The sequence below is a fragment of the Acidimicrobiales bacterium genome (assembly GCA_035531755.1).
Taxonomy (GTDB): domain Bacteria; phylum Actinomycetota; class Acidimicrobiia; order Acidimicrobiales; family UBA8190; genus DATKSK01.
This window is the reverse complement of the sequence record DATKSK010000005.1, coordinates 35712-58581: the sequence shown is the minus strand read 5'-3', so window position 1 is coordinate 58581 and position 22870 is coordinate 35712. Positions and strand designations below refer to the sequence as shown.

22 protein-coding genes are annotated in these 22870 nt (G+C 72.3%); 10 read left to right on the top strand and 12 right to left on the bottom strand.

Annotated elements, in window-relative coordinates; translation table 11 throughout:
* Positions 1 to 8 precede the first annotated feature (8 nt).
* From VMV22_01400 to VMV22_01385, 4 genes are all read right to left on the bottom strand, one after another.
* A complete protein-coding gene (locus VMV22_01400) occupies positions 9 to 866 on the bottom strand; it encodes an IS5 family transposase (protein HUY20973.1) in 858 nt (285 codons plus the stop codon).
* Between the two features lie 145 nt (positions 867 to 1011).
* On the bottom strand, positions 1012 to 2007 hold the full coding sequence (locus VMV22_01395) for a haloalkane dehalogenase (protein HUY20972.1): 996 nt from the start codon (positions 2005 to 2007) through the stop codon (positions 1012 to 1014).
* 18 nt (positions 2008 to 2025) lie between these two features.
* Positions 2026 to 2487, bottom strand: a complete 462-nt coding sequence (locus VMV22_01390) for a nuclear transport factor 2 family protein (GenBank protein ID HUY20971.1) — start codon at positions 2485 to 2487, stop codon at positions 2026 to 2028.
* A 20-nt stretch (positions 2488 to 2507) separates the two neighbouring features.
* On the bottom strand, positions 2508 to 2660 hold the full coding sequence (locus tag VMV22_01385) for a hypothetical protein (GenBank protein ID HUY20970.1): 153 nt from the start codon (positions 2658 to 2660) through the stop codon (positions 2508 to 2510).
* A gap of 141 nt (positions 2661 to 2801) precedes the next feature.
* Between VMV22_01385 and VMV22_01380 the strand changes: the two genes are divergently transcribed.
* Positions 2802 to 3563, top strand: coding sequence for a hypothetical protein (locus VMV22_01380; GenBank protein HUY20969.1), 762 nt, complete (start codon positions 2802 to 2804; stop codon positions 3561 to 3563).
* Positions 3547 to 3906: a hypothetical protein gene (locus tag VMV22_01375; protein HUY20968.1), complete on the top strand. Its 360-nt coding sequence runs from the start codon at positions 3547 to 3549 to the stop codon at positions 3904 to 3906. Before VMV22_01380 ends, VMV22_01375 begins: the two co-directional genes overlap by 17 nt.
* A 91-nt stretch (positions 3907 to 3997) precedes the next feature.
* On the opposite strand, the gene VMV22_01370 is transcribed toward VMV22_01375, so the two are convergent.
* The 3 genes from VMV22_01370 to VMV22_01360 all read right to left on the bottom strand — a co-directional run bounded on the left by VMV22_01370 (position 3998) and on the right by VMV22_01360 (position 8520).
* Entirely contained in the window at positions 3998 to 5557 is a 1560-nt protein-coding gene (locus VMV22_01370; GenBank protein HUY20967.1) for an AMP-binding protein, read from the bottom strand.
* A 40-nt stretch (positions 5558 to 5597) separates the two neighbouring features.
* The gene (locus tag VMV22_01365) at positions 5598 to 6800 is read right to left on the bottom strand and encodes an acetyl-CoA C-acetyltransferase (protein HUY20966.1); all 1203 of its coding nucleotides are present in this window, start codon (positions 6798 to 6800) and stop codon (positions 5598 to 5600) included.
* A 76-nt stretch (positions 6801 to 6876) separates the two neighbouring features.
* Entirely contained in the window at positions 6877 to 8520 is a 1644-nt protein-coding gene (locus VMV22_01360; GenBank protein HUY20965.1) for a glycosyltransferase family 39 protein, read from the bottom strand.
* Between the two features lie 86 nt (positions 8521 to 8606).
* On the opposite strand from VMV22_01360, the gene VMV22_01355 reads away from it, so the two are divergent.
* Entirely contained in the window at positions 8607 to 9533 is a 927-nt protein-coding gene (locus tag VMV22_01355) for an alpha/beta hydrolase (protein HUY20964.1), read from the top strand.
* 54 nt (positions 9534 to 9587) lie between these two features.
* Here VMV22_01355 and VMV22_01350 read toward each other — a convergent pair whose 3' ends face one another.
* Positions 9588 to 10154, bottom strand: a complete 567-nt coding sequence (locus VMV22_01350) for a GNAT family N-acetyltransferase (protein HUY20963.1) — start codon at positions 10152 to 10154, stop codon at positions 9588 to 9590.
* A 90-nt stretch (positions 10155 to 10244) separates the two neighbouring features.
* On the opposite strand from VMV22_01350, the gene VMV22_01345 reads away from it, so the two are divergent.
* Positions 10245 to 11420: an acyl-CoA dehydrogenase family protein gene (locus tag VMV22_01345; GenBank protein ID HUY20962.1), complete on the top strand. Its 1176-nt coding sequence runs from the start codon at positions 10245 to 10247 to the stop codon at positions 11418 to 11420.
* A gap of 12 nt (positions 11421 to 11432) precedes the next feature.
* A complete protein-coding gene (locus tag VMV22_01340) occupies positions 11433 to 12551 on the top strand; it encodes an acyl-CoA dehydrogenase family protein (protein ID HUY20961.1) in 1119 nt (372 codons plus the stop codon).
* Between the two features lie 20 nt (positions 12552 to 12571).
* On the opposite strand, the gene VMV22_01335 is transcribed toward VMV22_01340, so the two are convergent.
* The 4 genes from VMV22_01335 to VMV22_01320 form a co-directional block, all read right to left on the bottom strand.
* The gene (locus VMV22_01335) at positions 12572 to 13621 is read right to left on the bottom strand and encodes a saccharopine dehydrogenase NADP-binding domain-containing protein (GenBank protein HUY20960.1); all 1050 of its coding nucleotides are present in this window, start codon (positions 13619 to 13621) and stop codon (positions 12572 to 12574) included.
* Positions 13622 to 13703: 82 nt separating this feature from the next.
* The gene (locus VMV22_01330; GenBank protein HUY20959.1) at positions 13704 to 14738 is read right to left on the bottom strand and encodes an LLM class F420-dependent oxidoreductase; all 1035 of its coding nucleotides are present in this window, start codon (positions 14736 to 14738) and stop codon (positions 13704 to 13706) included.
* A gap of 54 nt (positions 14739 to 14792) precedes the next feature.
* On the bottom strand, positions 14793 to 15704 hold the full coding sequence (locus tag VMV22_01325; GenBank protein ID HUY20958.1) for a TIGR03619 family F420-dependent LLM class oxidoreductase: 912 nt from the start codon (positions 15702 to 15704) through the stop codon (positions 14793 to 14795).
* Positions 15705 to 15745: 41 nt separating this feature from the next.
* Positions 15746 to 16978, bottom strand: coding sequence for a cytochrome P450 (locus VMV22_01320; GenBank protein ID HUY20957.1), 1233 nt, complete (start codon positions 16976 to 16978; stop codon positions 15746 to 15748).
* Positions 16979 to 17295: 317 nt separating this feature from the next.
* Here VMV22_01320 and VMV22_01315 point away from each other — a divergent pair, with 317 nt between their 5' ends.
* The 5 genes from VMV22_01315 to VMV22_01295 are packed head-to-tail and all read left to right on the top strand — an operon-like array spanning position 17296 to position 22474.
* On the top strand, positions 17296 to 18528 hold the full coding sequence (locus VMV22_01315) for an acyl-CoA dehydrogenase family protein (protein HUY20956.1): 1233 nt from the start codon (positions 17296 to 17298) through the stop codon (positions 18526 to 18528).
* On the top strand, positions 18525 to 19643 hold the full coding sequence (locus VMV22_01310; protein ID HUY20955.1) for a bifunctional MaoC family dehydratase N-terminal/OB-fold nucleic acid binding domain-containing protein: 1119 nt from the start codon (positions 18525 to 18527) through the stop codon (positions 19641 to 19643). Before VMV22_01315 ends, VMV22_01310 begins: the two co-directional genes overlap by 4 nt.
* Complete coding sequence (locus VMV22_01305; GenBank protein HUY20954.1) at positions 19643 to 20806, top strand: acyl-CoA dehydrogenase family protein; 1164 nt, start codon at positions 19643 to 19645, stop codon at positions 20804 to 20806. Before VMV22_01310 ends, VMV22_01305 begins: the two co-directional genes overlap by 1 nt.
* Complete coding sequence (locus VMV22_01300; GenBank protein HUY20953.1) at positions 20803 to 21267, top strand: MaoC family dehydratase; 465 nt, start codon at positions 20803 to 20805, stop codon at positions 21265 to 21267. Before VMV22_01305 ends, VMV22_01300 begins: the two co-directional genes overlap by 4 nt.
* 10 nt (positions 21268 to 21277) lie before the next feature.
* Positions 21278 to 22474: a lipid-transfer protein gene (locus VMV22_01295; protein HUY20952.1), complete on the top strand. Its 1197-nt coding sequence runs from the start codon at positions 21278 to 21280 to the stop codon at positions 22472 to 22474.
* Positions 22475 to 22870 lie beyond the last annotated feature (396 nt).

Here is a 22870-nt window from a genome sequence, read left to right as displayed (position 1 = left end):
TTAGAGCCTCAGCGGATAGGTACCGAGCACGGTGACCAGCGATTACGCCAGTCGATGAGCTTGGCCGTGAGCAGCAAGACGACGGCCAGCGACAACTGCGTGCGCCGGTGAATGGACTTGCGATCAGTGTTTCGGCGGAGTTGGCCAAAGTTGCTGAGCCACGAATTGGTGCGTTCAACCGGCCAACGCATCCCCATCGGTTGGGGGTTCTTGCCCTTCGCCGCCCCCTTCCTGCGCTTCTTGGCGATGACGGCGTCATCGATGTCGCGCTCGGCAAGTCGGGTGCGGGTCGCTTCTGAGTCGTAGCCCCGGTCGAGGTGGATCGTCTCGATGTCCAAGAGCAGGCCGCGCGTTGCCGCGTCGTCGAGCGTCGGAGCCAACATGACCGAGTCGTTGCGATTGGCGCCGTCGACGGCCACTCCGATCGGGATGCCGTTCAGGTCGGTGAGGATCGACCACTTCCATCCGAGCTTCGCCCTGTCGGTGGGATTCTTCCCCGTTCCCTCGCCCCCACAAGGGCTTTTGTGCAAGGAGCCGTCGACCGAGGTGTCGGAGAGATCGAGACCGATGATCTTGTCGTAGGCGCGCTGCGCCTCATCTTCCAACGCGTCGAAGACCCCCGCGTCGATCCACTCGTCTCGGCGTGACCGCATCGTGGTGTCAGACACCTTGTTGCCCATGAGGCGCTCGGCGTCTTCCCACGAACAGCCCGTCGCCAGGCGGACAAGCATGCCGTCGAAGCAGATCCGATCGGAGATCCTCGGTCGGTGGCAGCCGAGTGGGTGATCCGAAGCGGCGGGCGGGATCAGGGGTTCCGCAGCAGCCCAGACGGCATCTTGGACTTCAGGGTCGAGCGCGCGCATCATGGTGGGAACCTCCACTTGGTCGTTGGTGGTTGGGTCAGAACCCCAAGTCTCTTGGGGCCACCACCACGACCGGTGGATGTTTCTTGCTCAGGTCCGCGCCATCAATGTCCTGGTCACTGGACTACTCACCTATCCGCGCGGCCTCTTACGTGGTCTCGACGAATTCGGCCACGATCCGGCCGAGCTCCTCCCCGCGCTCCTCCGGGACGAAGTGGCCGGCACCGCGGATCGTGGGGTGGGCCCGCCCCTCCGCCCCCGGCACTCGTCGCCGGAAGACGGTCTCCCACCCCCGGGTGGCCGGATCGGCGTCGGAGTAGGCGGTGAGCAACGGCCGGTCCCACTGCTCGAGCGCCTGCATGGTCCGGCGCCCGATGGCGGCCCCGGGGTCGTTGCGGGTCAGGGGGATGAGCCCGGTCATCTGCCGCATGCCGGCGGTGAAGGCGCGGCCGGGGAAGGGCGCGTCGTACGCGGCCCGCACCGCCGGGGAGAGCGGGCCGGCCGCCGAGTACACCAGATGGCTGGCCACCAGGTCGGGCACGCGCTGGCAGTACCGCACGTAGTCGAGCAAGGCCTCCTCGAGGACGACGCGGGACTCGCCGAGCCCGTGGTTGGCCCAGGTGAGGACACCGTCGAGCGCGGGGTCGGCCGTGTGCAGGACGGTATTGGCGACGACCACGCGGGCGAAGCGGTGCGGGGCGCCCGCCAGCACGCTCAGCCCGATCGGGCCTCCCCAGTCGTGCACCACGAGCGTGGCGTCACGCAGGTCGAGTGCGTCGACGAAGCTCGCCACCCATTGGACGTGGCGCTCCAAGGTGTAGTCGGTCGGTTCGGCCGGCTTGTCCGACCGGCCGAAGCCGATGTTGTCGGCGGCGATGGCCCGCAGCCCTCGTCCGGCCAGCTCGTCGATCACCGTCCGGTACATGTAGGACCACGTCGGCTGGCCGTGGACGAGGAGCACGACCGGGCTCTCGGCCGGGCCCGACTCCACGTAGTGCATGCGCAGCGGCTCCACGCCTTCGGCGCGCACGGTGACGTAGTGCGGCTCGTACGGGAAGCCCTCGAGCCCGGCGAAACGCTCGTCGGGGGTCCGCAGCACCACCGCCTGCAGATCCTGCGACGCCCCCGGATCGGCGTCGGTCACCCGTCCGCGGCCATCGGGTCAGGCGTCGCTCGGTGAGTGCGCCTTCTTGGCCGCCACCCACGCCTGCACCACCGGGGCGAAGTTGGCGGGGTTGTAGACGTCCTCCTCGGAGGAGAAGCGCATGCCGCCCGCGTACTTCAGGATCGTGACGTTCGGGGACTGGTAGACCTCTCCGTCACCGGGGTCGTTGAACCTGTTCTCTATCTGGCAGATCCACCAGCCCCGCTCCTCGTCGCAGACACACCAGTCGTGGGGGAACATCGTCATCTCGGTGTTCGGCCACTGCGCCATGGTCGTGGAGATCCATCTCAGGATGGCGTCGCGCCCGACAAACCGACCGAAGAGGTGTTCGACGTACTCCGCGTGCTCGGTGAACAGGTCCACCCACGGGCGCCAGTCACCGGTGCGCCCCGCCTCGTTGGCGACCGCCAGGTAGTTGTCGTGTGCCGCCTGGAGCTCGGCGCGATCCCACGTGCCCATGTGTGCCCGCTCTCGTCAGATCAGTCGAGGGCCAGGCTGGCGGCCCCGAACCCCGCCGGGTCGACCCGATCGGCCACGAGCCGGTAGAAATCCACGGTGTCGGCGACGATCCGGACGTCGACGGGGCCCTCGGGGACCAACCTGGCGATGAGCGTGGTGTCCGGCGAGCCCACGGCGCGCACCATACCGCCCGATGGGCGCTCGTGCCGGGTTCGCCCGGCCGCCCCCGTGGGCGAGCGCGCCGGGGCGCGCCTACCCTGGCCTCATGACGACGCGCACCGCGGGCCTGCCGGGTCCCTCGTCGGGGGCCTGACGTGCGCAGCGGCAACATCGTCCTGGTGGTGTCGGTCTTCCTGGCCAGCGCCGTGGAGATGGTGGAGGCCCTGACCATCGTCGCCGCCGCCGGTGTCACCCGGGGGTGGCGCTCCGCGCTGCAGGGGGCCGGCACCGCCCTGGCCGTCTTGGCGGTCCTCGTGACCGCCATCGGGCCCGCACTCGTCCACTACGTGCCGCTCGGGGGACTGCGGGTCGTCGTGGGCGGCCTCCTGCTCGTCTTCGGCCTGCAGTGGCTGCGCAAGGCCGTGCTGCGTGCCGCGGGGCTCAAGGCCAAGCACGACGAGGACGCCATCTTCGCCGAACAGGTGGCGCAACTCTCGACCGGGCGTGACACCACGGCCTTCGTCGTCGCCTTCAAGGGCGTGTTCCTCGAGGGCCTGGAGGTGGTGGTGATCGTGCTCACCCTGGGTGCCGCCTCCCACCGGCTGGGCCTCGCCGCAGCCGGCGCGGGCGCCGCGGTCGTGGTCGTGGGAGCGGTCGGCGCCGTGGTGGCCCGACAACTCGCCGGGGTGCCCGAGAACGCCATGAAGATGGCCGTCGGCCTCATGCTCGTGAGCTTCGGGACCTTCTGGGCGGGGGAGGGTGTCGGCGTGCGCTGGCCGGGCGCCGACCTCGCCATCCCGGTGCTCGTGGCGGCATACGGGGCCGTGGCGTGGGCCACCGTCGCGTTGTCGGGGCTCGCCACGACGCGCGCCGTGAGCGGTGAGGGCGAACGGAGCCCCGGTGTCGAAGTCGCCTGAGGCCGCCCGCCCCGACGGCGGGTCACCTCCCGCCGGCACGCCGCCGACCGCGTCCTCGCGGTGGATCGCCGCCTTCGGCCACTTCTGGTGGGACTTCCTGATCGGCGACACCCCCGAATTGCTGGCGGGTGCCGTCCTCGCCGTGGGGGTGGTGGCGCTGCTGGCCCACAACGGCGTGGCGCGGGCGGTGACCGTGGGCTCGATGCCGGTGCTCGTGACCGCGCTGCTGCTCGTCTCCGTGCGTCGGGCACGCCGTGCGCAACGAGTGCAACGAGTGCAACGAGTGCAACGGTCGCGCGCCGTGAAGGGCGGGCAGGAGGCCCAGCACCCGACGGGCGGATAATGCCGCCGGGCCGACGCCCCCGTCGGTGGCGGGACTTGTCCCGCGACCGATCCGGGCCCCGACGGCGATCGTGTGGTCGTCGCTCGGGGGGTCAGCCGTCGAACGGTTTGGCCGCCAGCTCCTCGCGCAGCTTGTACTTCAGCACCTTGTTCAGCGTGTCGTTGCGCGGGAGGGCGTCGACGACCTCGAGCTGCTCGGGGACCTTCTGGGTCATCAGCCCCGCGGCGCGCAAGTAGGCCACCATCTCGTCGAAGCCGAGCGGCTCCGCCCCTTCGGCGGTCTCGACCACCGCGCACACCCGCTCGCCGCGGGCGCGGTCGGGCAACCCGACGACCGCCACGTCGCCCACCTTGGGGTGGGTGTAGAGCAGGTCCTCGATCTCCTTGGCCGAGATGTTCTCGCCCTTGCGGATGATGATGTCCTTCAGCCGTCCCGTGAGCACCACGTGACCGTCGGGCCGGACGTGCCCCACGTCGCCGGTGCGGAAGTAGCCCATGGCGTCGAACGACTCGGCGGAGAGCGCCGGGTCGGTGTAGCCCTTGCACACCATCGGGCCCCGGACGCGCACCTCGCCGTCCACGCCGGTGGGGGCCTCGTCCTCGTCGAGGGTCACGATGCGGATCTCGGCGCCCGACACCGGCTTGCCCACGGTGTTGGCGAGCTGCTCATCGGTGTCGGTGGGCGAGCCCATGCAGATCATGGGGATCTCCGTCATGCCGTAGCCGTGGGCCACCGGCACGCCGATCTCGCGGCCCACCTCGTGGAACACCTCCGGCGGCATCGCCGCTCCGCCGCCCGACAGCAGCCGCAGTGACGGGATGATCTTCTTGCCCGGCTGCTTGCGCTGCTCGTTGAGGTACGCCAAGTAGAACGCCGTGCTGCCGCCGGCCATGGTGACGCCGTGCCGTGAGAACACCTCGACGGCGGTCTCGGGCACGAACGATTCCAGCAGCACGGCCGAGCATCCGTTGGCGAGCACCATGACCAGGTAGTCGGGGCCGGCGATGTGGGCGAAGGGGAAGGCGATGGACCCGACGTCGTCCTCGCTCATGTCGAGGGCGATGGCGAGCCCCCGGCCGCCGGTCACCAGGGTCGTGTCGGTGTGGCGCACACCCTTGGGGTCCGAGGTCGTGCCCGACGTGTAGTAGATCCAGCGGACCTCGTCGTCACCCCCCGCCGGCGGGGGCGGCAGCGTCGCCGGGTCGCCCTCGGGCAACGAGTCGTAGGCCACGACGACCGTCGGTCGCCGGTCGAGCCCCGCCGCCATCGACTCGGCCATGGCGACGTAGTCGAAGCCCTTCCACACCCCGGGCACGAAGAAGAACTCCGCGCCGGTCTGGCGCAGGGCGAAGGCCACCTCGCGCTCGCGGTAGATGTGGATGATCGGGTTCTGCACCGCACCGAGGCGGGCGAGCGCGCACGAGAGCACGACCGTTTCGAACCGGGTCGGCAGCTGCCACGACACCACGGTCGAGGACCCGACGCCCATGGCGTGCAGTCCGGCGGCCACCACCTCGCAGCGGTCCCGGAACTCGCCGAAGGTGAGCGCCCGGTCGGACTCGTCGACGAGCATGCGCCGGTCTCCGGACGCCCCCGCGCGCGCCGCCACGAGCTCCCAGATCGATCCCACGTCGTAGATGGCGCCGCTCACGTGGAATCAGCCCTCGTGCCCTGTGCCCCTGTCCGCCGACTCAGGACAGGCGCTCCACGACCATGGCCATGCCTTGGCCGCCGCCGACGCACATCGACTCGAGGCCCCAGGTCTTGCCGTCGTCCTCGAGCGCGTTCAGCAGGGTCGTCATGATGCGGGCGCCGGTCATGCCGAAGGGGTGGCCCAGCGCGATGGCGCCGCCCTTCACGTTGAGCTTCCCCCACTCGATGCCGAGGTGCTTCGCCGACGGGATCACCTGAGCGGCGAAGGCCTCGTTGATCTCGACCAGGTCGATGTCGTCGATCGTCTTCCCGGCGCGCTTGAGGGCCTGGCGGCATGCGTCGACGGGGCCGAGGCCCATGATCTCGGGGTCGAGCGCGGAGACACCGCTCGACACGATGCGCGCCAGGGGCGTGATGCCGAGCTCGCTCGCCTTGGTGTCCGACATGACGACCACGGCGGCGGCACCGTCGTTGAGGGGGCAGGCGTTGCCCGCGGTCACCGTCCCACCCTCACGGAACACCGGCTTCAGCTGCGCGAGCTTCTCGACCGTGGTGTCGGGCCGGGGGCCGTCGTCCTCGGTGACCACCGTGCCGTCCTCGAGCGTCACCGGGATGATCTCGCGCTCGAAGAAGCCGTTCTTCTGCGACTCGACGGCGAGGTTCTGGCTGCGCGCCCCGAACTCGTCCATCTCCTGGCGGCTCACCTTCTCGTACTCGGCCACGTTCTCCGCCGTCTGGCCCATGGCCATGTACACGTCGGGGAGCCCCCCGAGCGGTGTCCAGGGCTCGGTGACCGCCGGGCCCCGGGCCGTGGTGCGGGCCTCGGCCTCGGCGAACGCCAGGTTGTGCGGACCGGTGTCCGAGGCCCCGAACTGAAAGCGACTGACCGTCTCCACGCCGGCGGCCACGAAGACGTCACCCTCGCCGGCCCGGATGGCGTGGGCCGCCATGCGGATGGTCTGCAGCGACGAGGAGCAGTACCGGTTGACGGTCACCCCGGGCACGTCCACCCCGGCGAGGATGGCGGCCACGCGGGCGACGTTGTAGCCCGCCTCGCCCGCCGGCTGCCCGCACCCGAGCATGACGTCTTCGACGAGCGCCGGGTCGAGCTGCGGCACCTTGGCCAGGACCTCTCTGATGACCAGGGCGGCGAGGTCGTCGGGCCGGCAGCTCACGAGGGAGCCCTTCATGGCGCGCCCGATGGGCGTTCTTCCGGTGGCGACGATGACGGCGTCGGGCATGCGTGTCGGCTCCTCGGTGTGTGCTGGGGAAGGGCCCTAGGTTGGCACAGGCCACCGGGTACGACCCAAGCCGGGCTCAGCGGTGCCCCGTCGTCTCGAGCCGGTGCAGGTCGCCGGGCGTGATCCGCACCGACGGGACCACCCCCCGCATGGGGCCCACGGCCACCGTGCGGGTGGCCACGCCCCCGCGGGCGAGGACGGCGGCGAAGCGCGCTGCGCTCAGACCGTCGGGGTCGGCGGCGTTGGGGAAGCCGGCGGTGGTGCGCCGCACGTCGGACGCCGTCGGGCCCGGGAACAGCCAGGCGGGGTTGCCGGCGCCCGCCACGTCGGCGGCGACGTCGGGGGCCCGGACCGAGTCGGTCGGCGAGGCCGTCACCGACCCGCCGGAGACGAAGTCCAGCGCGTAGGCCACCCAGTACTCGGCGTAGGCGTCCGTGATCCCCGCCCGGCGCAGCCCCGAGGCGACCGACGCCGGGGTCGCTTCGGTCCTTGCACCCGTGATGGCGAAGGGTCGGGCGGCGAACGTCGTCACCACGTCCAACGTCTGCACGGCGGACACACCGGCCGCCGCCACGACGGCGGTGACCAGGACGGCCCGGGCCGTCCGGCGCCACGGGCCCCGGGCGACGACGCCGATGACCTCGTTGCCGGCGCCCAGCACGGCCAGGGCGATGAGCGGCGGGAAGTACACGGCGAAGCGGCCGTCCTGCCAGTAGCCGGTGGGGGCCCGGGCATAGAGCCAGGGGAAGGCCACCAGTGCCACGACGAGGAGGCGCGCCCGGGGCACGCGGCGGGCGAGCACGACCAGCGACAGCACCAGCACCACCAGGAGCACGCCGTAGAGGACCGGTCCGGCCGCGCCGCCCAGCCACGTGCCGCGTTGCATGGCCCGCGTCCCCAGGATGATCGGCAGGGTCTTCGAGAACAGGATCCCCAGCCGGTGCAGGTAGGTGCCGTCGGCGGCGCCGTAGTGCGACCCGACGCGCAGCGACGCGAAGTGCGTGTGCGCGTTGGTGTACAGCCACGGGAGCATGCCGGCGACGAGCGCGCCGAGGAGGACGCCGCCGTCCGCCGCCACCGCCCGCCCACCCCGGCGCCACGCCGACCACGCCACGAAGGGCGCGGCGGGGACCGCGAAGTAGAGGATCTCGGGTGACGCCCACCACCCGACGCCCGCCGCCGCGCCGAGGAGCGCCCACGTCGAGCGGCGGTCCTCGCCCGTGGAGATGCGGAGTGCCGCCAGCAGCACGAGGAGCCCGCACACGAGTTGCGCACCCCGGAAGCCGAAGGCCTGCACGGAGTTTCGGACGTCGGACTCGGGCCATACCCACGCCAGCGCCGCCGCCACGCCCCCCACCCCGGTGCCGAACATCCGCCGCCCGAGGCGCCACAGCACGACGCACGCCGCCGCCTCGATCAGCCCGGGGCAGGCCCGGATCAGCCAGGCGTGGGTGCCGAACACCCCGAAGAGCACGGCGAGCCCGAGCGGCTCGACCCCGCCGTAGTCCTGGCCCCAGTAGAAGGTGTGCAGGTGCCCGTGCAAGGCCTGCTTGGCCATGAGGCCGACCACGGCCTCGTCGGAGTTGACCGGCGAGTTCGACAGCAGCCACAAGCGGGCGAACACGCCGAGCCCGACGGCGGCGAGGCACACGAGGCCCACCCACGCCGTGGCGGCGGGAACGCCGGGCCGCGGGCACCCGAGCGGCGCCGGGGTCTCCACGGCGCGCAGGTTAGCGGCCGGCGACCGGCATGGCGCGGGCGCGAGCTACGGTGGCCGGCGTCGCAGCACCGGGAGGGGAGAGCACCATGCCCGTCGACCCGCAGGTACGGACGTTCCTGGACGGCTTCGAGGATACGACCGAGCCGATCTCGACGTCCTCCCCGGCAGAGGCCCGCGAGGTCATGAAGCTCGCCGCCCTGCTGGCGCGCGCCCCCGAGGCACCCGCGCCGACATCGGACCGGACCGTGCCGGGCCGGGGCGGGGACATCCCGGTGCGCGTGTACCGCCCCGACGCCGAGGGGCCGCTGCCGGTGGTGGTGTACTTCCACGGCGGCGGCTTCGTGATCGGCGGGATCGAGTCGCACGATCCCCTGTGCCAGCAGCTCGCCACGAGGGTGCCCGCCGTGGTGGTGAGCGTCGAGTACCGGCTCGCCCCCGAGCACCGCTTCCCGGCCGCCGTCGACGACGCCTTCGACGCCCTGCGGTGGGTGTCGGCGAACGCCGCCGCGCTGGGTGGCGATGCCGCCCGGCTGGCCGTGGCCGGCGACAGTGCCGGGGGCAACCTCTCGGCCGTCGTCAGCCTGCTGGCACGCGACGCCGGGGGACCGCCGGTCGCCTTCCAGCTCCTCATCTATCCGGCCACGGACCTCACCATGTCCACGCCGTCGCACCGGCTCAACGGCGAGGGCTACCTGCTCACCCGGGAGGAGATGGACTGGTTCATGGGCCATTACCTCCCCGACGACGTCGACCGGCGACTCCCCACGCTGTCGCCGCTGTTCGCCGACGACCTGTCGGGGTTGCCTCCCGCCCTGGTGGTCACCGCCGAATTCGACCCGCTGCGCGACGAGGGCGAGGCCTACGGTGCACGCCTCGAGGAGGCCGGCGTGGAGGCCCGCGTGGCGCGCTACGACGGCATGATCCACGGGTTCGTCAGCCTCGACGCCATCGTCGACGGCGGGGCACGTGCCATCGACGAGTGCGTGAGCGCGCTCCAGGAGGCCCTGTCGTGACCACCCGCCCCGACCGCCGCCCCTGACCGCTTTCCTCCGGGTGCCCGACCCCCGTCAGCCGTCGGGCAAGCCGTCGGGCGAGCCGTCGAGGGCGTCGTCGGGCGAGCCGTCGAGGGCGTCGACGGTCCGCCACATCTGCAGGTGCGGGCCGATCCCGGGCACGTCGACGGCACCGCGCGACACGAAACCGGCACGTTCGTAGAGGGTGGAGGCGCGGACGCGGGCGTTGCACCACACCAGGCCACCCCCCTGGGCGCCGACGTGGTCGAGGAGGGCCCGCACCACCAGCGTGCCCAGTCCGGCACCGCGCTGATCGTCGCGGGTCGCCATGCCCCGGATGCGCCAGGCCCGAGCCCGGGCGGGCTCCCACGGTGGGGCCTCGGGAAGAACGGTCCCGACCGCCACGATCCCGGTCGTGCCCGGCGTCGGACTCCCGGCGTCGGCGTCGTCGGCGTCGTCGGCGTCGTCGTCGGCGATGCGGAGGGCGACGTGCGCGCTCGCCGGGTCGTCGTCGCGCTCGTAGGCGGACTCGGCGTCAGGCCACCCCGGTCGCAGGACGGCGTGGCGCAGCGGGCGCACCACGGCGGCGGCCACCAGCTCGACTACCGGCGGGCCGTCCACGGGCCCGAGCGTAGGGGCGGCAGCTGGCCCTTCGAGCGGGCAGAACTGTAACCTGTTCCAAGTTCGACCCGGAAGAAGGGCAGGGCGGGCATGGAGATCGGGTACACCGAGGAGCAGCAGGCGCTTCGTCAGCAGCTGCGCGACTACTACGCCACCCTGCTCACCCCCGAGGTCGAGGAGGAGCTGTCCCAGAGCCACGGCATCGGGCCCACCGTCCGCCGGATCGTGAAGCAGATGGCGGCCGACGGCTGGCTCGGGATCGGCTGGCCCGAGGAGTACGGGGGCCAGGGCCGCTCGGCCATCGAGCAGTTCATCTTCTTCGACGAGTCGATGCGCTGCGGTGCCCCGGTGCCCATGCTCACGATCAACACCGTCGGCCCCACCATCATGAACTTCGGCAGTGACGAGCTGAAGGCCTTCTTCCTGCCGAAGATCCTGGCGGGGGAGATCCACTTCTGCATCGGCTACACCGAGCCCGGCGCCGGCACCGACCTCGCCGCCCTGCAGACGCGCGGCGTGGTGGACGGCGACGAGCTCGTCATCAACGGTCAGAAGATCTTCACGTCCCTCGCCGGTGACGCCGACTACTGCTGGCTGGCGGTGCGGACGGATCCCGAGGCCCCGAAGCACAAGGGTATCTCCATGGTGATCGTCCCCATGAACACGCCCGGCGTGCGCGTGGTGCCGATGTCGCTCATCGGCGACCACAACATCAACACCACGTACTGGGAGGACGTCCGGGTCCCGCTGACCAACGTGGTGGGCGGCCTGCACAACGGGTGGAGCCTCATCACCAACCAGCTCAACCACGAGCGAGTCACGCTCTGCTCGCCGGGCATCATCGAGCGCGCCCTCGGGGACGTGCGCACGTGGGCGCAGGACACCACCCTCGCCGACGGGCGCCGGGTGATCGACCAGGAGTGGGTGCGCATCCACCTGGCCCGCGTCCACGCCAAGCTCGAATTCCTCAGGCTCATCAACTGGAAGGTCGCCTGGAACGGCACCCAGGGGCGTCTCGACGTGGCAGATGCCTCGAGCATCAAGGTCTTCGGCACCGAGTTCTACATGGAGGCGCTCCGGCTGCTGTCCGAGGTCGTCGGCCAGTCCGGCTACCTGCGCCGGGGCTCGTCGGCCGAGGTCCTGCACGGTCGGCTCGAGGCCTACACCCGGGGCCTCGTCATCCTGACCTTCGGCGGCGGCACCAACGAGATCCAACGCGACCTGATCGCCATCTTCGGCCTCGGCATGCCGCGGTCGCTTCGCTAGGCAGGAGACGACATGGACTTCTCCTTCACCGAGGAGCAGGAGACCCTCCGCGAGCTCGCGGCGCGCCTCTTCTCCGACCTCGCCACACCCGAGCGCCTGAAGGAGGTGGAGGCCACCGACGACCGCTTCGATCGCACGCTGTGGGCCGCGCTGGCCTCCGCCGGGCTGCTGGGCGCGTCCCTGCCCGAGTCGGCCGGTGGCGCGGGGCTCGGCTTCGTGGCCGCCGGCATCGTGGCCGAGGAGGCCGGGAGGGCCGCGGCGGCGGTGCCCGTCGTGCCCGCCGTCGTCCTCGGTGCCGCCCCGATAGCGCAGTTCGGCGACGAGTCGCAGCAGCGACGCTGGCTCGACCCCATGGTGGCCGGCGACCTGGTGCTCACCGCCGCGCTGGTGGAAGAGGGGGGTGACCCCGCCGACCCCGCCACCACGGCCACCCGCCAGGGCGACGGGTGGCGCATCGACGGCGCCAAGTCGTACGTCCCCGCCGGCATGCTCGCCGGTGCGGTGATCGTCTCGGCCCGCACCGACGACGGCATCGGGCTGTTCGTGGTGGACACCGCCGCCCCCGGCGTGATGCGTCGTACCCAGGAGGCCACCAGCCGCCAGATCGAGGCCGAGATGGACCTGGCCGGCGTGGTCGTGGGGGCGGGCGAGGTCCTCGTGGCCGGTCCCGACGGCGCCGACGCCCTGCGCTGGCTGCTCGAGCACGCCGAGGCGGCGCTGTGCCTCCAGGTGGCGGGCGCCTGCAAGGCCGCCGTGAAGCTCACCGCCGAGTACACGGCCCAGCGCGAGCAGTTCGGCAAGCCCATCGCCACCTTTCAGGCGGTGGGCCAGCGCGCCGCCGACGCCTACATCGACGCCGAGGCCGTGCGGCTCACCGCGTGGCAGGCGGCGTGGCGGTTGTCGGAGGGCCTGCCGGCGACGGCGGAGGTCGCCGTGGCCAAGTTCTGGGCCGACGACGGCGCCCAGCGGGTGGTGCACGCCGCGCAGCACCTCCACGGCGGTGTGGGCGTCGACCGCGACTACCCGTTGCACCGCTACTACCTGCTCACCAAGCACCTGGCGCTGTCCCTGGGCGGTGCCACGGCCAGCCTGCTGCGGCTGGGCGAGGTGCTCGCCACCGAGCCCGCCTGACCGTTCGGCGTACTCCGCCGTCAGCCGATGGCGTGCACCGTGGCGCCGTCGAGCTCGCGCACGAAGTCGGCCCCGAGGGCCCTCGACGGTGTGTACGCCCCGGGGGCGACCGCACCGGCGCCCAGGCGATCGGCGATCCGCACCACGGCATCGGCGGTCAGGTCGTAGGGGTCGAGCGTGGTCACGGTGCCCGCCACCGACCGTCCCGAGGCGTCGGTGACCTGGCCCCACAGCTGGCCCTGCGTCTTCGCCCGGGTCTGCGCCGACGGTCCGGGTAGCCGGCCGACCACGCGTTTGAGCATCCCCTGGACTACCCGGCTGCGGGCCGCCGGCCCGGCGACCTGGGCCAGCGCCACCATCGGCACGAGCGCAGGCGGCAGGGCGGCGTACACCACGACGTTCGGGATCCCGGTGGAGTGGTACGCGGTGGAGACGTCGCCCCAGGCGATGGCGTGCGCCGTGGCGCGCCCGTCGGCGAAGTCCACGGTGCGCCGGCGGCGGTCCCCGGGCACCGCGGCGATGATGCCGGCGACCCGGGCACGCCCGGCCGTGCCGAGCGACTCCATCGCCGTGCGGGCCGTGCCGGGGCTCACGCCACCGGTGGCGCGGATGGCGAGCTCCAACGAGACCGCGTCCGGCATCGCCCGCGCCAGCAACGCGGCCAGGCAGTCGGAGGGGACCACGTCGAAGCCGGCCCCGGGCAGCAGGACGACACCCCTGTCGCGGGCCTCGTCGTCGCGGGCGAGCACCGCCTCGAATACGTCGATCTCCCCGGTGATGTCGAGGTAGTGCGTCCCGGTGGCCAGGCAGGCGTCCACCATGGCGAGGGACGTCGCGGAGAACGGGCCGGCACAGTGCGCCACGACGTCGATGCCGTCCAGCGCGGCCCGCAAGGCGGCGGCGTCGGACAAATCGACGATGCGGTGTTCGAGCTCGAAGCGTTCGCCGAGGGCCCGCAGCCGCCGCTCGTCGCGCCCGGCGAGCACCGGAAGTCCGCCGCGCTCGGCGGCCAGCGCGGCCACCAGGCGCCCGGTGTACCCGTAGGCGCCGTAGATCATCCATGTGGTCATACGCTCACCTCGGGCCCCGGTCGTCGCCACCCTACCGGCCGCCGTGGGCGTCGACGTGGTGTGTCGGGCGCCCCACCACCGGCTACAGCATGAACTCCGCCATCATCCGCAGCGTGTCGGGGCTGCCCGCCACCAGCAGGGTGGTGGCGATCGACTCCTGCCAGGCGTCGAGCTCGTCGCGGATCTTGTCGCGCGGGCCCACCAGGGCGATCTTCTCCACCATGGAGGTCGGCACCACGGCGGCGGCCTCGTCCTTGTGCCCGTCGAGGTAGAGCTCCTGGATCTTCTGCGCCTCGGCCTCGAACCCCATGCGCACGAACACGTCGAAGTGGAAGTTCATCTCCCGTGCGCCCATGCCCCCGATGTACAGGGCGAGCATCGGCCGGTAGAAGTCGGCGGCCCGCTCGACGTCGTCGTCGACGACCACCGGGCAGAAGGCGATCACCTCGAAGTCCTCCAGCGAACGCCGGGCGCCGGGCCGGGCGAACCCCTCCTGGAGTGACGACGCGAATTCCCCCATGTGGTTCGGCGAGAAGAAGATCGGGAACCAGCCGTCGGCGATCTCCGCCGCCAGCGCCACGTTCTTGGGCCCTTCGGCGCCGAGGACGATGGGGATGTCGTTGCGCAGCGGGTGCACGATCGGCTTGAGCGGCTTGCCCAGGCCCGTGCCCCCCGGGTACGGCAGGGGATAGTGCGGCCCGTCGTTGGTGACGGGCGCCTTCCGGGCGAGCACCTGGCGGACGACGTCCACGTACTCGCGCGTGCGGGCCAGCGGCTTCGGGAAGGGTTGCCCGTACCAGCCCTCCACCACCTGGGGCCCCGACACGCCGAGGCCCAGCACGAGGCGCCCCCCGCAGAGGTGGTCGAGCGTGAGGGCGGCCATGCCCATGGCGGTGGGCGTGCGTGCCGACAGCTGGCACAGGGCCGTGCCCAGTCGCACGCGGTCGGTGCGCGACCCCCACCAGGCGAGCGGGGTGAGGGCGTCGGACCCGTAGGCCTCGGCCGTCCAGATGGAGTCGAACCCGAGTCGCTCGGCCTCGGCCACGAGCTCGGGGGCGTTGGCCGGCGGGCCGGCTCCCCAGTACCCCAGTTGCAGTCCGAGCTTCAGGCTCCCCATCGGGCCCTCCTCGTGGCGTGGCGTCGGTCCCCCGGCCCGTGTGCCGGGCCGCGCTCAGCGCATCTTGGCCAGGATCTCGTCCGCGAAGCGAGCCGAGGCGTCGACCCGGGCGCGCAGCTGGGCCTCGGGCGGGTCCGACGGGTCCACCGTCGCCAGCATGGCCGGCGCGCACAGGACGTCGGTGACCCCGTGGTCCTCCTCGAAGCTCCGGTACAGCGCCGCATCGGGACGCGCCCACAGCGACAGGTAGATCGAGAACGGCTCCTCCGCCCGCCCGGCGCGTCGGCGCTCCTCGGCCAGGGCGCCGAGGTACGCACGGGCCTGGTCGGGCTTGTAGGCGCCCGCCGCCACCCAGCCGTCGCACAGCGTGGCCGCCCGCCGTAGCGCCGGCGCCGAATGGCCCCCGCCGATGATCGGGATGGGCCCCGGGGGTGCGGGCTCCATGCGCATGGCGGGGACGTCGTAGACGGGCCCGTGGTACTCGACCCAGCCGCCTGCCCACAGGGCGCGCAGCGCCGGGATCATGTCGTCGAGCCGCTTGCCGCGGGTGTGGAAGTCCTGGCCCGTGGCCTCGAACTCCTCGGCGCACCACCCCACGCCGACACCGAGGGCGACGCGGCCCGAGGAGATCACCGCGGCGGTGCCCACCTGCTTGGCCACGGTGACGAGGTCGCGTGCCGGCGCCACGTAGACACCGGTCGTGAACTGCACGCGCTCGGTCACCGCCGCCATGGCGGAGATGAAGCACCAGGCGTCGGGCCAGTGCGTGTCGGGGTCCCAGTGATCGCCGAACCCCGGCGCACCGTCCTCGCGCGTCGAGTAGGTGTAGCGCGACTGCCGGTCGCGCGGGAAGAACATGTGGTCCGACACGTACAGGCCGTCGTAGCCCTGGGCATCGGCCGCCTTGGCCAGCTCGAGCGCCTGCAGCGTGGGCAGGAACGTCACCGACTGGTGGAACCGCATCATCTTCCCGCCCCCTCAGGTCGCCTGCGCCCGGCGACCGCTCGTCAGCGCCCGACCGGGGCGCCCGGGGTGAACGCCACCGGGAGGTGCTTCACCCCGTTGATGAACGCCGACTGCAGGCGCTGTGCGTCCCCGTCGAGGCGGATGTCGGGCATGCGGTCGAGGATGTGCTGGAACATGACACGGATCTCCATGCGCGCCAGGTTCGCCCCCAGGCAGAAATGCGGGCCGCCGCCCCCGAAGGCCATGTGGGGGTTGGGCGTGCGCCCGATGTCGAAGGTGTCGGGGTCGGGGAAGACGTCCTCGTCACGGTTGGCCGAGATGTGGAAGAAGACGACCTTCTCGTCCTCCCCGATCTGCTGCCCCCGGATCTCCACCGGCCCGGTCGTCTGGCGGCGGAAGTTCATCACCGGGGTGACGAAGCGCAGCATCTCCTCGGTGGCGCTCGGCAGCAGGGAGCGGTCGTGCACGAGCCGCTGCCACTGGTCGGGGTTCTGGAAGAAGGCGTGCATCGCCCCGGAGATCAGGTTGCGGGTCGTCTCGTTGCCGGCCACCGTGAGGAGGAGGAAGAACAGCTCGAGCTCGAGCTCCGAGAGCGTGTCTCCTTCGAGCTCGACGGTCGACAGCACGCTCATGAGGTCGTCGGCGGGGTTGGCCCGCTTCTTGGCGAAGAGCTCGGCCGCGTAGGCGTACAACTCCATGGCGGCTTCCTGGGCGTACTCCTCACCGGCGGCGTCGGTCTGGAACTCGGGGTCCTCCTGGCCGATCATGCGGTTCGACCAGTCGAACATGTTGTGGCGGTCCTCCTGGGGCACGCCGAGGAGGTCGGCGATCACCTGCAGCGGGAGCTCGGCGGACATGTCGGTGACGAAATCGGCTCGGCCCGTCTCGATGACGGCGTCGATGATGGCGTCGGCCGACTCGTGGATCTTCTGCTCGAGCTGGGCGATCATGCGGGGGGTGAAGCCCTTGTTCACGAGGCGCCGGTACCGGGTGTGCAGGGGCGGGTCCATGTTGAGCATCATGAGCCGCAGCTGCTCGATGGCATCGTCGGGCATCTCCCACAGGAACGTGGCCCGCTTCGCCGAGGAGAAGTGCTCGTAGTCCCGGTTCACGGCGACGCAGTCGTCGTACTTGGTCACGCACCAGAAGCCCGGGCCGTCGGCCTCCTCGTGCCAGTAGACGGGCGCGTTGCGGCGGAGGTGGGCGAACCACTCGTGGGGGACGGCGGGGACGAACTTGGTCGAGTCGGTGAGGTCGATCTCGCTGAGCTCCATGGCGGGCGCCTCCTCGGTGTTCCGGTGATCCGTCCCGGCCCGCCTCGCAGGCTCGTGGCCGCCATGGGCCGCGGGCCGCCGGTGCCGGACCCGCGTTTTCAGAACGTGTTCCAGTCATGTTATGCCCCCGTGGGGGCACCGGCCAACGACCGGGGCAGGGTGGTGGCGGGTCGCCGGACCTGCAGGTGGGGTGGCGCGGCGGCTCCGTCGGGGTGGCGACCCGGGCCGGTGGGCCGGCGGGGCGCGGTCCCCGGGCTGCGATTGTCGTGCCCGCCCGGACGGCTGGTACCGTGGCGAAACTAGAACGAGTTACAGCCATGGCCGGAACCGGGCGAGCCGGTCCGGACCGGCAGACGGACGGCGCCATGTTCCTGGAGGAGACCCCCGAGCAGCTGGCCCTGCGCCAGGAATTGCGCGCCTACTACGCCGAGCTGCTCACCGACGAGGTGCGCGAGGGCATCGGTGACGTGGGGGAGGGCGGCGAGCTGTGGCGCCAGGTCGTCCGGCGCATCGGCAGGGACGGCTGGCTGGGAATCGGGTGGCCGAAGGAATTCGGGGGCCAGGGGCGCCCCGCCACCGACCAGTTCATCTTCTTCGACGAGACCCGCCGCGCCAGCGCCCCGTTCCCCTTCGTCACCGTCAACACCGTGGGCCCGACGATCATGCGCTACGGCAACGACGACCAGAAGGCCTTCTTCCTCCCGGCCATCCTGGCCGGGGACGTCAACTTCGCCATCGGCTACACCGAGCCGGAGGCGGGCACGGACCTGGCGTCGCTGCGCACCCGGGCGGTGCGCGACGGCGACGAATACGTCGTGAACGGGGCCAAGGTCTTCACGAGCGGCGCCGACCTGGCCGACTACGTGTGGCTGGCGGTGCGCACCGACCCCGAGGCCCCCAAGCACAAGGGGATCTCCATCCTGTGCGTCTCCACCGGCTCGCCGGGGTTCTCGTGGAGCCCCATCGTCACCGTGGCCGGGGCGTCGACGACCGCCACGTACTACGCGGACGTCCGTGTGCCCGTCGAGCGCCGGGTGGGCGAGGAGAACGAGGGGTGGCGGATGATCACCACCCAGCTCAACCACGAACGTGTGGGGCTGGCGGCGTGGAGCGGGTTCGCGTCGCAGCTCTTCGACGAGGTGGCGGTGTGGGCGGTGGCCACGCCCTCGCCCGACGGCGGCGCCGTCGTCGACCTGCCCTGGGTGCAGTCGGACCTGGCCCGGTGCCGGGCCGAGCTCGACGCCATGTACCTCCTCAACTGGCGCATGGCGGCGTCGCTGGCCGCCGACACCATGAGCCCGGCGGACTCCTCGACGGTGAAGGTCTTCGGCGTGGAGCGCTCCATCGACATCTACCGCCGGCTGCTCGGGATCGTGGGCGCGGCGGCCGCCGGGTACCTCACGCCGGGATCGCCCGGTGCGGTGATCCAGGGCCGGCTGGAGCGCACCGCCCGCCACGCCCAGATCAACACCTTCGGTGGCGGCGTCAACGAGATCCAGCGCGAGATCGTCGCCATGGCGGGCCTCGGCATGACGAGGGCCGCACGGTGAGCGCGGCGCGCGCCCAGGACGCCGGCACAGGGGGGGACGCCGCCGCCGGCACAGGCGGGGACGCCGATGCCGGCACCGGTGGCGGCGCCGACGGGCTGCTGGCGCGGCTGCGGGCCTTCGAGGGCATGCCCACCGGTATCCCGGGGGAGGCCCGCGACGAGGTGAACCAGGCGATGATCCGCCACTGGGTCGACGCCATGGGTGACGACAACCCCGTCTACGTCGACGAGGAGGCGGCGCGCGCCAACGGGTTCCCGGGCATCGTGGCGCCGCCCACCATGCTGCAGGCCTGGATCATGCGCGGCTACCGCTCGCAGCCCGACGGGCGCTGGACGGCCCCCGACGACGGGTCGGGGCCCTCGGCACAGGAGCAGCTGTTCACACTCCTCGACGATGCCGGGTTCACCTCGGTGGTGGCGACGAACTGCGACCAGGAGTACGCCCGACCGGTCGTGCTCGGCGACCGGCTCACCGTGACGTCGGTGATCGAGTCGGTGTCGCCCGAGAAGCACACCGGGCTCGGTGACGGCCACTTCGTCACGACCCGCATGGACTACACCGACGAGCGCGGCGAGCAGGTGGCCACCATGCGGTTCCGCATCCTGCGGTTCCGGCCCCGGGCGCGGCGCGCCGAGACGGCCCCCGCCGGGACGGCCCAGACCGGATCGGCGGCCCGCCGACCGCGCCCGGCCGTCACCCACGACAACGCCTTCTTCTTCGACGGGGCCAAGCAGGGCGAGCTCCTCGTGCAGCGGTGCGCGGCGTGCGGCACGCTGCGCCACCCGCCCCGACCGGCCTGCGCGGCGTGCGGATCGTTCGACTGGGACACCGTCACCGCCAGTGGGCGGGGGACGGTGTACAGCTTCGTGGTGGTCCACCACCCGCAGGTGCCGGCGTTCGACTACCCCCTGCCCATCGCCGTGGTGGCGCTCGAGGAGGGCACGCGCCTGGTGGCCGACCTCGTTGGCGTCGACCCCGCCGACGTGCGCATCGGCATGCCCGTGGTGGCCGAGATGGTGGCCGTCGACGACGAGCTCACGCTACCCATGTTCCGCCCGGCCTCGCCCGTCGGTGCCGGGGCGGGCCGGGCGGCCGGGGACGCGGGGAGCGCCTGATGGACTTCACCTTCACCGAGGAGCAGTCGGCGGTGTCCGAGGCCGCGGCGGCGATCTTCGCGGGCATGGCGGCCACCGAGCGCGTGGCCGAGGTCGAGCGCACCCCCGACCGCTACGACGCCGAGCTGTGGTCCGAGTTGGCCAAGGCCAACCTGCTCGGCCTGGCGGTCCCCGAGGAGCACGGCGGGTCGGGCCTGGGCCTCACCGAGGTGTGCCTCGTCCTCGAGCAGCAAGGCCGCGCCGTGGCGCCCGTCCCGCTGTGGGCGACGCTCGTGTCGGGTGCGATGCCCGTCGCCCGTTTCGGCACCCCCGAGCAGCAGGCGCGCTGGCTCCCGGCGGTGGCGGCGGGCGACGCCCGGCTGTCCGCCGCGCTGAGCGACGTGAGCGCGGCGCGTGCCCGCCCCGTCGTGCGCGCCGAGCGCGACGGCGACGGCTGGCGGCTCCACGGCACCGCCCACGCCGTGCCGCAGGCCCATCTCGCCACCCGGGTGCTCGTCCCCGCGGCCGTCGACGGGGCCACGCCCGGTGCGGGGGGCGCGGTGATCGTGGCGCTCGTGGACCCGGCGTCTGCCGGCACGACGCTCGAGCGGGCGACCACCACCGATCGCCAGGTCCATCCCCACGTCACCTTCGACGGCACCCGGGTGGAGGCTGCCGACGTCCTGGGCGGGGCCGCCGACGGCGCCGCCGTGGTGGCGTGGACGCTCGACCGGGCGCGCACCGGCCTGTGCGCCGTCCAGCTCGGGGTGACCGAGGAGGCGGTGCGTCGGACGGCCGCCTACCTGAACCAGCGGCACCAGTTCGGGCGCCCCTTGTCGTCGTTCCAGGGCACCATGCTGCGCGCCGCCGATGCGTACATCGACACCGAGGCCATCCGGGTGACGGCCTGGCAGGCGGCGTGGCGTATCGACGAGGGGCTCCCCGCCGCCGAGGCCGTCGCCGTCGCCCACTGGTGGGCGTCGGAGGCGGGCCAGCGTGTGGTGCACGCCACGCAGCACCTCCATGGCGGCATGGGCGCCGACATCGAGTACCCGATCCACCGCTACTTCCTGTGGGGCAAGCAGATCGAGCTGATGCTGCAGGGCCCGAGCGCCGAGCTCGCCCGCCTGGGGTCGATGGTGGCGGCGAGGCTCAGCGGCGCGGGCGCCGGGACGTCGCCGTGAGCGCGCCGCGCGCCGGGACGTTGCGCTTCGGGGACGTCGCCGTGGGCGACACCCTGCCCGAGCTCACCATCCCCCTCACGCGCACGCTCATCGTGGCCACCGCCATGGCGTCACGCGACTACCAGGACGTGCACCACGACCCGTCCCTGGCGCAGGAGCGCGGCTCGCCCGACATCTTCATGAACATCCTGACGACCAACGGCTTCGTGGGCCGGTTCGTCACCGACTGGGCGGGCCCCGGCGCGCGCATCGAGTCGGTGTCCATCCGCCTCGGCGCCCCCAACTACCCCGGCGACACCATGGTGCTGTCGGGCACCGTGAGCGCCACCGACGTCCCTGCCGGCCGCGACGACGGGCGCGGCGTGGTGGAGGTGGCCGTGCGCGGCGCCAACAGTCGCGGCGACCACGTGACCGGGACGGTCCGGCTGTCCGTGCCCCGCGACGGTGCGAGCACTTCATGAGGCGGGTCCCATGAGCACGAGGTCCCCCCGCCGCCACACCTTCGCCGGCACCACCGCCATCAGCGGCATCGGCGCCACGGAGTTCTCCAAGGACTCGGGGCGAAGCGAGCTGCGCCTGGCCACCGAGGCGGTGCGTACCGCACTCGACGACGCCGGCATCGCGCCGTCGGAAGTCGACGGCCTGGTGACGTTCGCGGCCGACACCAACCCCGAGACCGAGGTGGCCCGCACCCTCGGCATGGGGGACCTCACGTTCTTCAGCCGTATCCACTACGGCGGGGGCGCGGCGTGCGCCACGGTGCACCAGGCGGCCATGGCCGTGGCCAGCGGCGTCGCCGACGTCGTGGTCTGCTACCGGGCGTTCAACGAGCGCTCCGGCCACCGTTTCGGGACCGGGGTGCAGGGCCGGCCCCCGGTGCCGAATGCCGAGAACGCACAATTCGCGTGGTACGCGCCGCAGGGCCTGCTCACCCCGGCGTCGTGGGTGGCCATGTTCGCCCAGCGCTACCTGCATGCCGCCGGCGCCACCACCGAGGACTTCGGCCGGGTGGCGGTGGCCGACCGTGCCTTCGCGGCGACGAACCCGGCCGCGTGGTTCTACGGCAAGCCCATCACCCTCGAGGAGCACCAGGCGTCGCGCTGGATCGTCGAGCCGCTGCGGCTGCTCGACTGCTGCCAGGAGTCCGACGGTGGGCAAGCCATCGTCGTCACGAGCCTCGAGCGCGCCCGCGACTGCCCGCGCCCGCCGGCGGTCATCCAGGCCGCGGCCCAGGGCTCGGGGGCCCAGCAGGACATGATGACGTCGTACTACCGCGACGACATGACGCACCTGCCCGAGATGGGCGTGGTGGCGCGCCAGCTGTGGGAGACGTCGGGCCTCGGCCCCGACGACATGCAGTGCGCCGTGCTCTACGACCACTTCACACCGTTCGTCCTCTACCAGCTCGAGGAGCTCGGCTTCTGCGAGTGGGGCGAGGCCAAGGAGTTCCTGCGCGACGGGCACATCGGGCCCGGCGGCAAGCTGCCGACCAACACCCACGGCGGCCAGCTGGGCGAGGCCTACATCCACGGCATGAACGGCATCGCCGAAGGGGTGCGCCAGGTGCGGGGCACGGCGGTGAACCAGGTCGAGGGGACCGAGCACGTGGTGGTCACCGCGGGCACCGGCGTCCCCACGAGCGGCCTGGTCCTCGGCACCGACCGCTGACTCCTGGGCGGAGGCTACGCGTCGAACGGCGCGACGACCCGCCGGAGGAGCCCGGTCAGGGTGGAACGCTCGGTGGTGTCGACCGTCCCCGGGATGGCGTTCTCGGTATCACCCACGGGCCCTCGATCGAGCGGTGCCCTGTCTGCAACAACAACAGAGGGGGCCCGGTTCCCCTCCGCACCCGAGACCCGGGTCGGGCGGGCGACGCCGTTCAACCGCGGTGCGGAAAGGGAACCGGGGAGCTGTCGATCACGCCCTGCGCTTGCGGGTCGTGACCAGAAAACGGCAGTGGACGACGTCGGGGCCACGGGTGGCCCGCGATCGATTCGGGGACGGCCGGAGACGGGGAGCGGTGGTTGGAGCCACCGTGGTGCAGACATCTCCGTTGCCTCCCTT

What these genes read in the sequence shown, in the direction of transcription:
- VMV22_01320 (HUY20957.1), bottom strand. Translation starts at nt 16,978, where the DNA reads ATGGAGCTCAGCGAGATCGACCTCACCGACTCGACCAAGTTCGTCCCC.
- VMV22_01390 (HUY20971.1), bottom strand. Translation starts at nt 2,487, where the DNA reads ATGGGCACGTGGGATCGCGCCGAGCTCCAGGCGGCACACGACAACTAC.
- VMV22_01355 (HUY20964.1), top strand. Translation starts at nt 8,607, where the DNA reads ATGCCCGTCGACCCGCAGGTACGGACGTTCCTGGACGGCTTCGAGGAT.
- VMV22_01345 (HUY20962.1), top strand. Translation starts at nt 10,245, where the DNA reads ATGGAGATCGGGTACACCGAGGAGCAGCAGGCGCTTCGTCAGCAGCTG.
- VMV22_01400 (HUY20973.1), bottom strand. Translation starts at nt 866, where the DNA reads ATGATGCGCGCGCTCGACCCTGAAGTCCAAGATGCCGTCTGGGCTGCT.
- VMV22_01340 (HUY20961.1), top strand. Translation starts at nt 11,433, where the DNA reads ATGGACTTCTCCTTCACCGAGGAGCAGGAGACCCTCCGCGAGCTCGCG.
- VMV22_01325 (HUY20958.1), bottom strand. Translation starts at nt 15,704, where the DNA reads ATGATGCGGTTCCACCAGTCGGTGACGTTCCTGCCCACGCTGCAGGCG.
- VMV22_01365 (HUY20966.1), bottom strand. Translation starts at nt 6,800, where the DNA reads ATGCCCGACGCCGTCATCGTCGCCACCGGAAGAACGCCCATCGGGCGC.
- VMV22_01295 (HUY20952.1), top strand. Translation starts at nt 21,278, where the DNA reads ATGAGCACGAGGTCCCCCCGCCGCCACACCTTCGCCGGCACCACCGCC.
- VMV22_01305 (HUY20954.1), top strand. Translation starts at nt 19,643, where the DNA reads ATGGACTTCACCTTCACCGAGGAGCAGTCGGCGGTGTCCGAGGCCGCG.
- VMV22_01315 (HUY20956.1), top strand. Translation starts at nt 17,296, where the DNA reads ATGGCCGGAACCGGGCGAGCCGGTCCGGACCGGCAGACGGACGGCGCC.
- VMV22_01335 (HUY20960.1), bottom strand. Translation starts at nt 13,621, where the DNA reads ATGACCACATGGATGATCTACGGCGCCTACGGGTACACCGGGCGCCTG.
- VMV22_01330 (HUY20959.1), bottom strand. Translation starts at nt 14,738, where the DNA reads ATGGGGAGCCTGAAGCTCGGACTGCAACTGGGGTACTGGGGAGCCGGC.